This window comes from Streptomyces sp. NPDC096105 (assembly GCF_044763335.1).
Lineage (GTDB): Bacteria > Actinomycetota > Actinomycetes > Streptomycetales > Streptomycetaceae > Streptomyces.
Window position 1 is genome coordinate 109,782 of the sequence record NZ_JBIWGC010000013.1, and the last position, 14,565, is coordinate 124,346.

Genomic DNA, 14,565 nt, shown 5'->3' on the forward strand with positions numbered 1-14,565 from the left:
TCGATGACGGAACCTCGTCAGACCAAAGCAGATGACCAGAAAGTTCCTCTTCTCTCCTACTGCGTCGCGGGAGTGAAGGTGGTCTTCCTCCTGGCCGTTTTCCGAGTGCTGGCCGGCCCCTTCACCGAGGACATCTTCGGCGAGGAATTGCTTCCCATGCCTACCTGGGAATGGTTGGTGGTCACTGCCACACCGGTGATTCTCCTTTGGCTGGCGCGGCGTCCGGCCGACTGGGCGACACTGTCCAATGAGCGGATGTTCCTCAGGAGCGCGCTGGCGTTCTACCTCCTCTACGCACTGGCGTCCGCCCTGTTGCAAGGTGAATGGATACTTTGGCTAGGGGTGGTCGCAAGCCTGGGTGGGCTGTCAGGAGTTCACTATCTCAATCATAGGGAGTCCGCGCATGGACGCTGAGCAGACCGCGGCGGCGGATGAGAGCAGTAAGCCCGCGACAGGTTATCGCCTTTTGCTGCCTTCCCAGTGGGCTCAAGTACCCCTGCGGCAGGGCACGGAAGAAGCTGTCGGAAGCATCCTGAAGGGCTTGTTTTCACGCATCCCGGAACATCTTCCCCCGGACAAGGTCGGACCCTACAAGAGGGAAATATCGGCACGCTTTCGAAGCTCTGTCGCTCAGGCTCAGCAGAAAAACGGACTCGACCTATACGTTCCCGTGAAGCCTGTGGGTGATCAAAAATTCAACCTTGGCGCGTCAATCCTTGTGACGGAAACTACCCTACCGGAGCGCGAACCGGGAGCATCGTTTGCGGATCCCACCGACCTGGTGGTGCAGTTGCTGTCTCGGGAGGGGTCGAACGCTGATCTCAGTTCTGGAGAGGTCGACGGGTCAGTCGCCGTCCGGCGAGAGTTCGTGGCGGAGGCAGATCCCAACCACGGCGTAGGGGTCGCCTCACGCCGGGTCGAGTACATCGCATCCGTTCCCGGAAACCCTGCCCGGTGGTTTGTGGCCGCCTTCTCGACGGTCGGAGGAGGGAACCCGAGAGATGAACTGGCAGAGGTTCTCGTCGAATGGTTCGATGCAGTTATGGCAACCTTTCGTTGGAGGTTCGAATGAGCGGTATTTTCTGGCCAATCATCGACATCGAATACGTCGACTCCTATTCCTGGGTAATCGTCCCCCCGCGGTCAGGACCCTCAGCCCCCTTCGAGGAATGGGATGACATCAGATCCTGGTGCTTGGAACAGGCCGAAGACCTGTGGTCGGAACGAGAGCTCGATCCTGGCCGTAACGGCGTGGAGTTCGTAGGCGAAACTCTGTCTCGTTGCGCCGAATCCCTATGCCCTCCTGGGTCGGACCATTGGCTGTTTCTACATTTTGACCACCCAACAGATGTCCCGCTCCCGGTTTGCGCAGCAATCGGCCCGGCGAGAGAACCGCGCAACTCCACCCTGCGCGCTCTCACCGAGGCAGACGACCCGAATGCCGTTGAGCCACCTGTGGTGAAGACTTTCCACTCCGAACACCTGGGCGAAGGCATGACGACGTTTCGGTATGTCACCCAGAAAGATTCGTCGCATCTACTGGCGTGTGTTCGATATGCATGGCAAGTCACTGAACACGAGGCGGACGTAGTTGTTTGGACAGCCACCGAAGACGTTGCCAGAGTCATGCACGCTGCTGCTGACCTGGAAGAACTGGCGCGCTCACTCGCCATCTTCATTCCCTGATGTAGGTCATTGGGCGATTCACGAGATCCGGATGAGCTTTCTCTCTGTGGCATCGTCCCGATAAGGAGAGGACATCCCAGATGCAGGCACAAAGCGCTGCCAGCATCGACGCCCGAGCCAGCAAGGGCGCTGACAAAGACAATCTCTGCTGCCAGGAGCATCCGTGCCCAGTCCACTGCCTTGAGCGGAGCATCTTCACCGAGTGCAAGGTTCAGCACGCGGCACTGGTCAAGCAGATCTTCAGCGTCCGCGAACGTCGGCGCGATGCCGTCCACGGCCTTTTACATCTCCTCGGTCAGTCCGGGCACCGACCAGGTCGCCAACAGCAACACCACGGCATGCGAACCGGTCGGCAGAACCCCGTACGTGACAGTCTTCAACAGGCCCCCTGGAGCCGTGCCCGAGGCTCCGCTCATCGCCAGGTCTGGCGGATGCGTATGGCCGCACCAACCCGCAGTTCCGTGCGTGTGACCTTCGGCCCTCCGTGCTCGTTCGCGGAAATCTCGCCACAGTGTCCTCCGGTCCGACTCGTGGCCCGCTGCCCGGCCCCGTTCACACAGCGCCACCGCGGTGCTCTTCGCCCAGCTCTTCACGTCGTCCGACGGTTCCAGTGGCAGGGGAACCCGGTCGGTCGGAACGACGGTCCCGCACGTACGGATGTCACTCACCGCTGTTGCGTCGCACCCGCCAGCGTGATCGACGTCGCGCCCGGGACTTGGAACTCCGCTTGATGCGTCCGATGTCGGCACTCTGATCCGACAACATGTCCCCCACTGGGTGGTGTCACGGCACGGACCGGTGGGACGGGGAACCCTTGCTCACCCGCCCCACCGCCGATGTAACTCCGCCCAGCGGCCGGAGGTTACTTCCGCGCCGCCTTCGCCAGCTCGTCGTCGATCTGCTCGAACTTGTCGGCCGCCATGGTGAGGTAGTCGCCCATGCCGTCCAGGCCGTCCAGCGTGGTCTTCGCGCCGTTGGTGAACTCGTCGAAGTTCTCGTCGAAGGCCTTCGAGGAGCTCTTGGTGACGTAGCCCGAGTTGACGAGGTTGTTGATGTACTTGCGGAGGCCGTCCAGCTTCTCCTGGAGCTTTTCCTTCTCCTTCACGACATGCTTGGCAGCTTCCCGCATGTCCTGATATGTGATGTCAAGGTCTTTGGCCATGAAGCCGCTTCCCTTCGCAACGCCGCAGGGCCAACCCCCGTGGCTCCCTTGTTCGCGGACCTGCCGGCCTGCCGTCGCGCCCCCTGCGGCTCAGGGGCCGCCCAGGTCCACCGGTGTGTCCGTCCGCTCTTGCGGCAGCAGCTTACGGCGGTGAACTGCGCTGCCACATCCCCACCTTGTGAAGGCAGCGGTCACAACCGGTGGACGCCGTTGCTGCCGGGAATGCGGCACGCTCCCCGGCTGCCTTCCGAGCGGTCCGAGCCGATATCGTCGGCGGGACTGTGCGCCGCGGGGTGGAAGCGGCCGCAGGGCCTGGGGAGGACGAGCGTGCGCCTGACTCTGACCGTCGTCGATCCGTACGGCGGGAACTCCGCCGATGTCGTCCTCGATGCCGATCCCGAGTCGACCGTGGGCGACATCGCACGCGAACTGGCCGCACAGGTCGGGCACGCCGGCGCCCGGGTCGTCCCCATCGGACACGGGCACCAGGGGCAGGCGCCCGCCGGGACCACGCCGATGGTGTACGTCGACGGGTACGCCGTCGACCCCTCCGCGACCGTCGTCGGCTCCCCCCTGCGCGACGGCGCCGTGGTGTCCCTCCAGGACCCCTCCGGATGCCTGCCCGGTGAGCCCACCGGACTCGTGGAGCTGCGCGTCGTCGGCGGGCCCGCGGCCGGCTTCGTGCACCGGCTCGGCGTCGGCCGCTACGACATCGGCAGCGGCAACGCCTCGTACGTCCGTGTCGACGACCCCGAGGTCGAGGCCCGCGCGCTGACCCTCTCCGTCGCCACCGACGGGACCTGTCAGGTCGTCGTGCACGGCGAGCACGCCGGCGTCACCCTCGACGGCGAGCCCATCGTCGACGTCCAGGAGCGGCGCGACGAGGAGAAGCGCCGCGGCGAGAGTGGTGACGACGCCGACAACGGCTCCGAGAAGAAGCGCCGGAAGAAGAAGAAGAAGAAGAAAAAGAAGAAGAAGGACGGCGCCGAAAGCGCCGCCGCCCAGCGTGGCGGGCGGTTCGACTGGCCGCTCGGGGGGCAGATCGCCGTCGGCAACACCCTGCTCGAGCTGGCCCGTTACTCCCCTCCCAACGCCGCCCTGAAGTGGTCCGACGACGGCATCGGGCTCGACTACAACCGGCCGCCCCGGCTCCGTCCGCCCCAGCGGCAGACCAGTTTCCGGCTGCCCTCCAAGCCCCGCGACTACGAGGCCCGGCCCCTGCCCTGGATCATGGCGCTGACGCCGCTGGTCGGGTCGGTCGTCATGGTGGCGATCTTCCAGCGCTGGTACTACCTGATCATGGCGGCGCTCAGCCCCGTTCTGCTCTTCGCCAACTACTTCAACGACAAGAAGCACGGCCGCAAGTCCCACGCGAAGCAGGTCAAGGAGTACGAGGAGCAGAAGGCCCGGATCGAGAAGGACGCCCAGGACGCGCTGGTCGCGGAGCGCGACGACCGGCGGCACGCCATCCCCGACCCGGCGACGGTGCTGTCCCTGGGCACGGGGCCGCGCACCCGGTTGTGGGAGCGGCGCCGCACCGACCGCGACCATCTGCTGCTGCGGTTCGGCACCGGGCGGCTGCCGTCCGAGGTGGTGCTGGACGACCCGGAGCAGGACGACCACCGGCGCCAGGTGACCTGGAAGATCGAGGACGCCCCGGTCGCGCTGGACCTGCGCGGACTCGGCGTCATCGGCGTCGCGGGTCCCGGCGACTCGGCGCGCGCGCTGGGGCGGTGGGCCGTCGGCCAGACCGCCGCGCTGCACAGCCCGATGGACGTGCAGTTCTACGTGCTGAGCGAGAACTCCGCGCAGGAGTCCTGGGACTGGGTGCGCTGGCTGCCGCACGCCCGCCCCTCCGGCGGCCAGGACGTGAACGTCCTCATAGGCACCGACGCCGAGACGGTCGGCGCCCGGATCGGCGAGCTGACGCAGATCCTCGACGCCCGCAGGAAGGCCGCCGAGCAGAACCGTTCCCAGGGCACGACGTTCAGCGACCCCGACATCGTGGTCGTCTGGGACGGCTCGCGGCGGCTGCGGTCGCTGCCCGGCGTGGTGCGGCTGCTGCGCGAGGGCCCTTCGGTGTCGATGTACGCGATCTGTCTGGACGCCGAGGAGCGGTTCCTGCCCGGCGAGTGCCAGGCGTTCGTCGTCGCCGAGCCGCGCCCCGAGGAGCGCGAGCGGCAGCGGGCCGACCGCGCGGCCCAGCCGGCCGTCGCGGGCGGCTTCCCCTCCTTCCATGCCTGGCACAGCGACGCCCCCGAGCCGGGCCGTGCCCAGCAGGCGCCCGACAAGCTGCGGCTGCGCGTCGAGGAGGCCGGCGCCGAGCGCATCGCGGACGTACGGCCGGACTTCGTCTCGCCCGCCTGGTGCCTGCGGCTGGCCCGTGCCCTGTCGCCGCTGCGGGACATCAGCGGGGAGACCGAGGACTCGGCGCTGCCCGGGTCCAGCCGGCTGCTGGACGTGCTGCAGCTGGAGCCGCCGACGAGTGACGCGATCGCGGCGCGGTGGCGGACGGGCGGGCAGTCGACGCTCGCGGTGATCGGCGAGTCGTACGACGGGCCGTTCGGCATCGACATGCGCAAGGACGGTCCGCACGGCCTCATCGCCGGTACGACCGGTTCGGGCAAGTCGGAGCTGCTGCAGACGATCGTCGCGGCGCTGGCCGTCGCCAACACCCCCGAGAACATGACGTTCGTCCTCGTGGACTACAAGGGCGGCTCCGCGTTCAAGGACTGCGTCAAACTCCCGCACACCGTCGGCATGGTGACCGACCTCGACGCCCATCTCGTGGAGCGCGCCCTGGAGTCGCTGGGCGCCGAGCTGAAGCGGCGCGAGCACATCCTGGCCGCCGCCGACGCCAAGGACATCGAGGACTACCAGGACCTGGTGCGGCGCGACCCGTCGCACCCGCCGGTGCCGCGGCTGCTCATCGTCATCGACGAGTTCGCCTCGATGGTGCGCGACCTGCCGGACTTCGTCACCGGCCTGGTGAACATCGCCCAGCGAGGCCGTTCCCTCGGCATCCACCTGCTGCTCGCCACCCAGCGGCCGAGCGGTGTCGTCTCCCCCGAGATCCGCGCCAACACCAACCTGCGCATCGCGCTGCGCGTGACGGACGCCGGCGAGTCGACGGACGTCATCGACTCGCCCGAGGCCGGGCACATCGCCAAGAGCACCCCGGGCCGCGCCTACGCCCGGCTGGGGCACGCCTCGCTGGTGCCGTTCCAGTCGGGCCGGGTCGGCGGCCGGCGGCCCGGCGCCGCGGACCCGGCCGCCCTCGCGCCCTGGGTGGGTCCGCTGACCTGGGAGGACCTGGGCCGGTCCGCGCTCGCCAAGCCGAAGTCCGAGGCGCGCGAGGACGAGGAGATCACCGACCTGAAGGTGCTGGTCGACGCGGTGCGCGACGCCAACCGCGCGCTCGGCATCCCCGCCCAGCACAGCCCGTGGCTGCCCGCCCTGGACGAGACGCTGCTGCTGGACGACATCGAGGTGCCGGCGTACGCGCCCGCGCCGGGCACGCTGCCGCCGGCGCCGTTCGGCGTCGAGGACCTGCCCGCCGACCAGGCCCGCCGCCCGGTCGTCGTGGACTTCTCCACGTTCGGCCACCTGATGATCGGCGGCGCCCCGCGCAGCGGCCGGTCGCAGGTGCTGCGCACCATCGCGGGCTCCCTGGCCCGCACCCACTCCGTGGCCGACGTCCACCTGTACGGCATCGACTGCGGCAACGGCGCGCTCAACGCGCTGACCCGGCTGCCGCACTGCGGCGCGGTGGTCGGCCGCAACCAGACCGAGCGGGTGATCCGGCTGGTCAACCGGCTCAAGGGCGAACTGTCGCGCCGCCAGGACCTGTTGGCGGAGGCGGGCTTCGCGGACATCGGGGAGCAGCGGGCCGCGTCCGCCGAGGACGAGCGGCTGCCGCACATCGTGGTGCTGCTGGACCGCTGGGAGGGCTGGGTGCCCACGCTCGGCGAGATCGACCACGGTTCGCTCACCGACGAGCTGCAGACGATGATGCGGGAGGGCGCGAGCGTCGGCATCCACCTGGTGCTGACCGGTGACCGGACGCTGCTGGTGGGCCGGATCGCGAGCCTCACGGAGGACAAGTACGGTCTGCGGCTCGCCGACCGCAGCGACTTCTCTTCGCTCGGCATCCCCGCCCGCAAGGTGCCGGAGGAGATCCCGCCGGGCCGTGCCTTCCGCAACGAGTCCGGTACGGAGACGCAGTTCGCGCTGCTCGCCGAGGACACCACGGGTCAGGGGCAGGCGGCTGCGCTGACCGCGATCGGCGAGGCGGCGGCCGCGCGGGACGCCGAAGTGCCGCGCACGCGGCGGCCGTTCCGGGTGGACAGCCTGCCGAGCCGGATCTCCTTCCCCGAGGCGTGGGAGCTGCGCGACCCGGAGGCGTCGCGGTCGAAGCTGTTCGGTCTGGCCGGCATCGGCGGCGACGAGATCGTCGGCTTCGGGCCCGATCTCGCCGACGGGGTGCCGGCGTTCGTGATCGCGGGTCCGGCCAAGTCGGGCCGTTCCACGGTGCTGATGAACTTCGCCCAGTCGTTCCTCGCGCAGGGGACGCGGCTGGTGATCGCCGCCCCGCGCCAGTCGCCGCTGCGGCAGCTGGACGGCGCGGAGGGCGTGCTGAAGGTCTTCACGGGCGACGACATCGACGAGGACGAGTTCGAGGAGCTGGTCGACGAGGCGTCCCCGGAGGAGCCGGTCGCCGTGCTGGTCGACGACGGCGAGATCCTCGAGGACTGCGATGCCGGGAGCCAGTTGAAGAAGCTGGTCTCGCGCGGCGCCGAACGCGGGCTCGCCCTCGTCATCGCCGGTGACGAGGAGGACGTGTGCAGCGGCTTCTCCGGCTGGCAGGTCGACGCGAAGAAGGCGCGGCGGGGCATCCTGCTCTCCCCGCAGGAGTCGTCCAGCGGCGACCTCATCGGCGTCCGGCTGTCCCGGGGGATGGTCGGCGGGCAGGTCGCGCCGGGCAAGGGCATGCTGCACCTCGGGGACGGCGAGCTGCGGACGGTCGTCGTCCCGGGCTGAGCGAGGCGCCCGCGCGGACCGGGGGCCGGCTGCTCGCTCTTCGGGAGCCGGGCCCTCGGCGGCCCCGGCTCCCCGCTGTCCGACTCGTGGACCGGGCCGTCGCCGGCCGGGGTGAGGAGGACGGTGCGGCGGGCCCGGTCGCAGACGTCCCGGTCGGTCCCGGCGCCCACGGAGGTCGTGACGGTCCGCTGGGCGGTGATCTCCTTCAGGGTGAGGGCGTCGTCGCGGATCCCGCCGACGATGCCCGTGTGCCGCGGGGTGCCGACGCGTTGGCCGGCCTCCGCGTCCTTGAGGGTGACGCGGAACGCGCCGAGCGGGGTGGTGACGCTCTCGCGCGAGGCGGCCTGTCCCTCCCGGGTCCCGAGGCGGGCGGCGGGCGGGGTGCCGGAGGGCCGGTCCGAGCCGGCCGCGCCGCCGGCAGGGCCCCACGACCGTGGGTTCGTCCGTGCCGGGCGGCCGCATGGCGCCGTCCCTCCCCCGTCGCACCGGTACGCCGTTGCCACCCGGCAGGGTGGTGGCCGGCCCGGGTCGGGGGCCCGGACCGGCCGCGCGGGGCGGCCGTCAGCGGGTCACGGCTGCAGCAGCTCCACCCGCACGTCCGCCGGGAACCCCGTCGTCGGCCCCACGCGGCGGGCGAACTCGGCGACCGCCTCCAGCTGCGGGGCGCCGAAGCGGAAGTCGAGGGTGGTGAAGTACTGGGCCAGGGTCTTCTCGTCGAAGGCCTCCCAGCGGGCCGCCTGCTCGGCCACCTTGTCGACCTCTTCCAGGGAGAGGTTGCGGGAGGCGAGGAAGGCCTCGTGCACCTTGCGGGTGAGGACAGGCTCGCGCTCCGCGTACTCCTTGCGGGCCGCCCAGACGGCGAAGACGAACGGCAGGCCCGTCCACTGCTTCCACAGCGCGCCCAGGTCGTGCACCTCGAGGCCGTAGCGGGGGCCGTCGACCATGTTGGCGCGCAGGGCCGCGTCGCCGATCAGGACGGCCGCCTCCGCCTCCTGCATCATCAGGCTCAGGTCGGGCGGGCAGGTGTAGTAGTCGGGCCGCACGCCGTACTTCTCGGCGAGGAGGAGCTGGGCGAGCCGTACGGAGGTGCGGGAGGTCGACCCGAGGGCGACCCGCGCCCCGTCCAGCCGGTCCAGCGGGACCTGCGAGACGACCACGCAGGACATGACCGGGCCGTCGCAGCCGACGGCGATGTCGGGGAAGGCGACGAGCTGGTCCGCGTGCTTGAGGTACTCGACCAGGGTGATGGGCCCGATGTCGAGGTCGCCCTGCACCAGCTGCTCGCTGAGCTTCTCCGGGGTGTCCTTCGTCAGCTCGAAGTCGAGGAGCGTGCCCGTTCTCGCGAGCCCCCAGTACAGGGGCAGGCAGTTCAGGAACTGGATGTGGCCGACGCGCGGCCGGGTGCGAGGATTGTCCACATCGTGAGGCTAGACCTTGCGCCGGGCGGCGCGGCGGTCGCCCCCGTCCGTCCCCGCGCACGCGCGTGACGAACGGGGCGTTCAAACATTCGGGTGAAGTGATCTTGGCCTCTATTGCGCTCGGGCCTCCGCGTGCTACGCTCATCGCAAGTTGCAGTTTGGTTTCCCTTGCAGTACAGAGCCTGCGGAGCATGTGACCGCGGGCTCTCGTCGTTCTCAGACGGATGCAGTTGTGCGGAATAGTCTTCACACTTGCTGGTTCTGGAGCAGGGCAACCCTTTGAGCCCAAGGAGGGCTTATGGCTACCGGAACCGTGAAGTGGTTCAACGCCGAAAAGGGCTTCGGATTCATCGCCCAGGAGGGCGGCGGCCCCGACGTCTTCGTCCACTACTCCGCGATCAACGCGACCGGCTTCCGGTCCCTCGAGGAGAACCAGCAGGTCACCTTCGACGTCACGCAGGGCCCGAAGGGCCCGCAGGCGGAGAACGTCACCCCGGCCTGACCCTGATCCTCCGATCCGGGAACGACTAGCAGTACCCAAGGAGCCCCACGCCGCGAGGCGAGCGGGGCTCCTGCCTTTTCTCCGGGACGGCCCTCGGGGAAAGTCCGGTGAATTCTCACTGAACGGCTCCCGGACCCGTACGGGATCCCCCTCGGAACCGCAGGGGATCGCCCTCGGGGTCCTCCGGGACCGCCCTCAGGGCGGCACGGGATCCCTCCGGGCCTGCCCGAATGCGGGGGCGAATTCGCCGCCCCGCGCGTCCCCGCACGCCCTCTCAGACGTGCTGCATGATCAGCAAGAATTTCGTGCCGGGCTCCAGCGCCTCGTAGCGGTGCGGCACGTCCCCGCGATACGCCATGTAGTCCCCGGCGCCGAGTTCCACCTGCTCGCCCTCGGGACCCGCCGCCACCCGTCCGGCGCTCACCACGATGTGCTCCACCGTCCCCGGAATGTGCGGGTCGGAGGTCCGGACCGTCCCCGGCTCCAGATCCACCGCGTAGAGGTCGCGCCGCGCGCCGGGAGGACTCGCCGACAGCAGGGTGGCGACATAGCTGGACCGGTCCGAGCGCACGGTCGGCCCCTCCCCCGCCCTGATCACCTGCACGGCGGGCGCCGGAGGCTCCACCAGCGCGCTGAACGGCACGCCCAGCGCGACCGCCAGCGCCCACAGCGTCTCCATGCTCGGATTGCCGGCGGCCGACTCCAGCTGGGACAGCGTGGACTTGGCGATCCCGGCGCGTTTGGCCAGCTCGGAGAGGGAGAGACCGGCGCGGGTGCGTTCGCGGCGCAGGGCCGCGGCGATCCAGTCGAGGGGCAGGCGGGACGGCGTGCCGTCGGTCATGTCGTTCGCTCCAGAAGACTCTTTGTTCGGCTTGACGAACGCGGGGGCGTCTGTCCATTGTAGAAAACATGCGTTCGATGCAGCGAACACCCTCGTCCGGTCCCGGCCCGTCGGCCGTCGACGCCGGGCTGCTCAGGGACGTGTCCCTGGTGTGTCTCGCCGGAGGCGTCGTCGGAGTGTCGTTCGGGGCGATCGCGGTCGCCGGAGGGCTGCCCGTGTGGGTGCCGGTGGTGATGTCCCTGGTGGTGTACGCGGGCTCCGCCCAGTTCAGTGCGGTGGGTGTGCTGCTCGCGGGCGGCGGCCCGGTCGCGGCGGCGGCCACGGGGCTGCTGCTCAACACCCGCACGGCCGCGTTCAGCCTGGCGGTCGCCGAGCACATCGGGCGGACCCGGCTCGCCCGCCTGGTCGGGGCGCACCTGGTGACCGACGAGACCGTGGCCTTCACCCTCGCCCAGCGGGATCCGGCCCGCCGCCGGGCCGCCTTCTGGGTCTCGGGCGTCGGACTGTTCGCCGTGTGGAACGCCTGCGTGGCCGCGGGCGCCCTGGCCGGCGGCGCGCTGGGCGACACCGCCCGTTACGGCCTGGACGCGGCCTTCCCCGCCGCTCTGGCCGCCCTGGTCCTGCCCACCCTGCGTGAGGACGCCGGCGTCCGCCGGGCCGCTCTCGCCGGCGCCGTGCTCGCCCTGGCGCTCACCCCGGCCGTGCCGGCGGGCGTGCCCGTGCTCGCGGCGTCGGCGGGACTGCTGCTGCACGGGCACGGGCGGAAGGGGCGGCGGACGTGAGCGGGACCGCCGTGATGGTGCTCGTGCTGGCGGTGGGGACGTACGCCTTCCGGCTGGTGGGGCCCGTGCTGCACGGGCGGGTGGAGCTGCCGGACCGGGTGCGCGTGCTGCTGTCGGCCGGGGCGGTGGTGCTGCTGGTGGCGCTGCTGGCGACGGGGGCGCTGAGCGAGGGCGGGGAGTTCGCCGGGTGGGCGCGCCCGGCCGGGGTGGCCGTGGGCGGGGTGCTGGCGTGGCGCCGGGCGCCGTTCGCCGTGGTGGTGCTGGGCGCCGCGGCGGCGACGGCGGCGCTGCGGGCCGCCGGGGTGGCGTAGGGGACGCGGCACCCGACGGGTTGTCAGTGGCCCCCGGTAGCGTCCCGCCCATGACCACGAGCCGACCCGCGCACGCCGAGCAGCCGGAGCACGTCCGCGCCACCCGCGCCTTCTACGACGCGATCGCCGAGGACTACGCCGAGGCGTTCCGGGACCATCCCGCCGCCACGCCGCTGGACCGGGCCGTGCTGGCCGGTTTCGCCGAACTGGTCGGCGGGGGCGGGCCGGTGGCCGACGTGGGCTGCGGCCCGGGCCGGGTGACCGGGTTCCTCGCCTCGCTCGGCCTGGACGTCCACGGCGTCGACCTGTCGGAGTCGATGCTGGCGATCGCCCGCCGGGAGAACCCCGGACTGCGCTTCGCGCAGGGCTCGATGCTCGCCCTGGACCACCCCGACGGCTCCCTCGCCGGGCTCGTGTCCTGGTACTCCACCATCCACACGCCGCCGGAGGACCTGCCCGCCGTGTACGCCGAGTTCCGCCGGGTGCTGGCGCCCGGGGGCCATCTGCTGGTGGCGTTCCAGATGGGCGACGAGCCGCGCCGGCACGTGCGCCCCTGGGGCCACCCGGTCGCCCTCGACTTCCGGCGGATGCGGCCGGAGCGGATCGCGGAGCTGCTGGAGGCGGCCGGGTTCGCCCTGGTGCAGCGCACCGTCCGGGAGGCCGACACCCGGCGGGGCGAGCCCACCCCGCAGGCCTTCCTGATGGCCCGCGTGCCCGGCGAGGACCCCGCCTGACGTCCGGCTCCGCCCACCAGCGGTTCACCGCCCCCCGTACAGCGCCTCCACGTCGTCCGCGAAGTCCCGCAGGACCGCCTCGCGGCGCAGCTTCATCGACGGCGTCAGATGGCCGGACTCCTCGGTGAGGTCGACCGGGAGGACGGCGAAGCGGCGGATGGACTCCGGGCGGGACAGCATCCTGTTGGCCTCGTCGACGGCGCGCTGGAGGACCGCCCGCAGTTCCTCGTCGTCGACGAGGAGTTCCGCGGGGACGGGGTGCTTGCCGTTCATCCGGCGCCAGTGGGCGACGCCGTCGGGGTCGAGGGTGATCAGGGCGGTCACGTAGGGGCGGTGGTCGCCGAGGATCATCACCTGGGAGATCAGGGGGTGGGAGCGGAGCCAGTTCTCCAGCGGGGCCGGGGCGACGCTCTTGCCGCCCGCGGTGATGATCAGCTCCTTCTTGCGGCCGGTGATGGTCAGATAGCCCTCGTCGTCCAGCTCGCCGAGGTCGCCGGTGGCGAACCAGCCGTCCCGGGTGGCGGGCACGACCCCGCCCGCCTGCGGGTTCCAGTAGCCGCGCAGCACGTGCTCGCCCGCGACCAGGACCTCGCCGTCCGCCGCGATGCGGATCCTCGTGCCGGGCAGCGGCCAGCCGACGGTGCCCAGGCGGGGCTTCAGCGGGGGCGTCACGGTCGAGGCGCCGGTGGTCTCGGTGAGGCCGTAGCCCTCGAAGATCTCGATGCCGGCGCCGGCGTAGAAGGCGGCGAGGCGGCGGCCCAGCGGGGAGCCGCCGCAGATGGCGTAGCGGACCCTGCCGCCCATGGCGTTGCGGATCCTCCGGTAGACCAGCGGGTCGTAGAAGGCGCGGGCCGTCCTGAGGGAGCGGGAGGGGCCGTCGCCGGTGCCGGTCCGCCGGGCCTCCAGGGCCTCGCCGTAGCGGCGGGCCACCGTGGCCGCGCGGTCGAAGGCGGACTGCCGGCCGCCCGTCTCGGCCTTGGCGCGGGCGGTGTTGAAGACCTTCTCCAGCATGTACGGGATGGTGAGCAGGCAGGTGGGGCGGAAGCTCGCCAGGTCCGGCAGCAGGTCCTCGGCGGCCAGGCTGGGCGCGTGCCCGAGCCGCACCCGGGCGCGCACGCAGGCCACGGCGACCATGCGGCCGAAGACGTGGGACAGGGGGAGGAAGAGCAGGACGGACGCCTCGTCGTCCGTGCGGTCCCGGAAGACGGGGTAGAGCAGCTCGACGGCGTTGTCCACCTCGGCGAGGAAGTTGCCGTGGGTGAGGGCGCAGCCCTTGGGGCGGCCGGTGGTGCCGGAGGTGTGGACGAGGGTGGCGAGGGTGTCGGGGCCGAGCATGCCCCGGCGCACCTCGATCTCGTGGTCGGGTATGCGGGCTCCGGCGTCCGCGAGGGCGTCGACGTGGCCCTTCTCCATGACCCACACGTGCCGCAGGTCGGGCAGGTGCGGCAGTTGCGGGCCGAGGGCGGCGGCCTGGGCGGCGGTCTCGGTGATCACGGCGACGGCGCCGGAGTCCTGGAGGATCCAGCGCGTCTGGTAGGCGGACGAGGTGGGGTAGACGGGGACGGTGACCAGGCCGGCGGCCCAGGCGGCGAAGTCGAGGAGGGTCCACTCGTAGACCGTGCGGGCCATGACGGCGATCCGGTCGCCGGGCGCCAGCCCTTCGGCGACGAGTCCCCTGGCGGCGGCGAGGACCTCGGCGGCGAACCGTTCCGCCGTGACGTCGTGCCAGGAGCCGTCCGTGGTCTTCCGGCTGAGCACGACGTCGCCGGGCGCGGTGCTCGCGTTCTCGAACGGCAGGTCGGCGAGGGAGCCGTGCCGCACCGGCCGCGCGAACGGCGGCACGGAGGCCTCCCGGACGATCCCGTCCAGCCGGCGGACGGCCGGCGGGACGAGGACGGGCGCCCCGTGGACGTCGGCGTCGAGAGCGGTGGCGTGGTGCGGGGAGGACACGGGCGGCTCCTGGGGCGTGCAGGCGAACTGCGGGGACCCCGGCGTACGTGCCGCGCACGCCGGGGCGCTCACCGGCGGCGTCCGCGGCTCGGGACGCCGCCGGCCGGTGCGGGGATCGTACGGCCCCGGCGTGAGGGGT

12 protein-coding genes are annotated in these 14,565 nt (G+C 71.2%); 8 read left to right on the plus strand and 4 right to left on the minus strand.

The window, feature by feature from the left end:
* Positions 1-3: 3 nt before the first annotated feature.
* The 3 genes from ACIQ8B_RS21030 to ACIQ8B_RS21040 are packed head-to-tail and all read left to right on the plus strand — an operon-like array spanning position 4 to position 1,686.
* On the plus strand, positions 4-414 hold the full coding sequence (locus ACIQ8B_RS21030) for a hypothetical protein (RefSeq protein WP_106412999.1): 411 nt from the start codon (positions 4-6) through the stop codon (positions 412-414).
* Positions 404-1,072, plus strand: coding sequence for a hypothetical protein (locus tag ACIQ8B_RS21035; RefSeq protein WP_403548674.1), 669 nt, complete (start codon positions 404-406; stop codon positions 1,070-1,072). Before ACIQ8B_RS21030 ends, ACIQ8B_RS21035 begins: the two co-directional genes overlap by 11 nt.
* Positions 1,069-1,686, plus strand: coding sequence for a hypothetical protein (locus ACIQ8B_RS21040; protein ID WP_403548676.1), 618 nt, complete (start codon positions 1,069-1,071; stop codon positions 1,684-1,686). The genes ACIQ8B_RS21035 and ACIQ8B_RS21040 overlap by 4 nt, the downstream gene beginning before the upstream one ends.
* An 862-nt stretch (positions 1,687-2,548) precedes the next feature.
* On the opposite strand, the gene ACIQ8B_RS21045 is transcribed toward ACIQ8B_RS21040, so the two are convergent.
* A complete protein-coding gene (locus tag ACIQ8B_RS21045; RefSeq protein WP_006133193.1) occupies positions 2,549-2,848 on the minus strand; it encodes a WXG100 family type VII secretion target in 300 nt (99 codons plus the stop codon).
* Positions 2,849-3,175: 327 nt separating this feature from the next.
* On the opposite strand from ACIQ8B_RS21045, the gene ACIQ8B_RS21050 reads away from it, so the two are divergent.
* On the plus strand, positions 3,176-7,888 hold the full coding sequence (locus tag ACIQ8B_RS21050) for an FtsK/SpoIIIE domain-containing protein (RefSeq protein WP_403548678.1): 4,713 nt from the start codon (positions 3,176-3,178) through the stop codon (positions 7,886-7,888).
* 569 nt (positions 7,889-8,457) lie between these two features.
* On the opposite strand, the gene ACIQ8B_RS21055 is transcribed toward ACIQ8B_RS21050, so the two are convergent.
* Positions 8,458-9,306: a menaquinone biosynthetic enzyme MqnA/MqnD family protein gene (locus tag ACIQ8B_RS21055; protein WP_403548680.1), complete on the minus strand. Its 849-nt coding sequence runs from the start codon at positions 9,304-9,306 to the stop codon at positions 8,458-8,460.
* 298 nt (positions 9,307-9,604) lie between these two features.
* On the opposite strand from ACIQ8B_RS21055, the gene ACIQ8B_RS21060 reads away from it, so the two are divergent.
* Positions 9,605-9,808: a cold-shock protein gene (locus tag ACIQ8B_RS21060; protein ID WP_006133199.1), complete on the plus strand. Its 204-nt coding sequence runs from the start codon at positions 9,605-9,607 to the stop codon at positions 9,806-9,808.
* Positions 9,809-10,082: 274 nt separating this feature from the next.
* On the opposite strand, the gene ACIQ8B_RS21065 is transcribed toward ACIQ8B_RS21060, so the two are convergent.
* Positions 10,083-10,649, minus strand: a complete 567-nt coding sequence (locus ACIQ8B_RS21065; protein WP_403548682.1) for a helix-turn-helix domain-containing protein — start codon at positions 10,647-10,649, stop codon at positions 10,083-10,085.
* 68 nt (positions 10,650-10,717) lie between these two features.
* On the opposite strand from ACIQ8B_RS21065, the gene ACIQ8B_RS21070 reads away from it, so the two are divergent.
* The 3 genes from ACIQ8B_RS21070 to ACIQ8B_RS21080 are packed head-to-tail and all read left to right on the plus strand — an operon-like array spanning position 10,718 to position 12,476.
* Complete coding sequence (locus tag ACIQ8B_RS21070; protein WP_403548684.1) at positions 10,718-11,431, plus strand: AzlC family ABC transporter permease; 714 nt, start codon at positions 10,718-10,720, stop codon at positions 11,429-11,431.
* A gap of 14 nt (positions 11,432-11,445) precedes the next feature.
* On the plus strand, positions 11,446-11,742 hold the full coding sequence (locus tag ACIQ8B_RS21075; RefSeq protein WP_403548792.1) for an AzlD domain-containing protein: 297 nt from the start codon (positions 11,446-11,448) through the stop codon (positions 11,740-11,742).
* A gap of 50 nt (positions 11,743-11,792) precedes the next feature.
* Positions 11,793-12,476, plus strand: a complete 684-nt coding sequence (locus ACIQ8B_RS21080) for a class I SAM-dependent methyltransferase (RefSeq protein WP_403548686.1) — start codon at positions 11,793-11,795, stop codon at positions 12,474-12,476.
* A 24-nt stretch (positions 12,477-12,500) separates the two neighbouring features.
* Here the strand turns inward: ACIQ8B_RS21080 and ACIQ8B_RS21085 are convergent, their stop codons facing one another.
* Positions 12,501-14,426 (minus strand): AMP-dependent synthetase/ligase, encoded by a 1,926-nt coding sequence (locus ACIQ8B_RS21085; RefSeq protein ID WP_403548688.1) that lies wholly within the window; start codon positions 14,424-14,426, stop codon positions 12,501-12,503.
* Positions 14,427-14,565 lie beyond the last annotated feature (139 nt).

Excerpts from the sequence above, each read along its gene's own strand:
- ACIQ8B_RS21070 (WP_403548684.1), top strand. The coding sequence starts at position 10,718 with ATGCGTTCGATGCAGCGAACACCCTCGTCCGGTCCCGGCCCGTCGGCC.
- ACIQ8B_RS21040 (WP_403548676.1), top strand. The coding sequence starts at position 1,069 with ATGAGCGGTATTTTCTGGCCAATCATCGACATCGAATACGTCGACTCC.
- ACIQ8B_RS21035 (WP_403548674.1), top strand. The coding sequence starts at position 404 with ATGGACGCTGAGCAGACCGCGGCGGCGGATGAGAGCAGTAAGCCCGCG.
- ACIQ8B_RS21030 (WP_106412999.1), top strand. The coding sequence starts at position 4 with ATGACGGAACCTCGTCAGACCAAAGCAGATGACCAGAAAGTTCCTCTT.
- ACIQ8B_RS21060 (WP_006133199.1), top strand. The coding sequence starts at position 9,605 with ATGGCTACCGGAACCGTGAAGTGGTTCAACGCCGAAAAGGGCTTCGGA.
- ACIQ8B_RS21075 (WP_403548792.1), top strand. The coding sequence starts at position 11,446 with ATGGTGCTCGTGCTGGCGGTGGGGACGTACGCCTTCCGGCTGGTGGGG.
- ACIQ8B_RS21045 (WP_006133193.1), bottom strand. The coding sequence starts at position 2,848 with ATGGCCAAAGACCTTGACATCACATATCAGGACATGCGGGAAGCTGCC.
- ACIQ8B_RS21080 (WP_403548686.1), top strand. The coding sequence starts at position 11,793 with ATGACCACGAGCCGACCCGCGCACGCCGAGCAGCCGGAGCACGTCCGC.
- ACIQ8B_RS21065 (WP_403548682.1), bottom strand. The coding sequence starts at position 10,649 with ATGACCGACGGCACGCCGTCCCGCCTGCCCCTCGACTGGATCGCCGCG.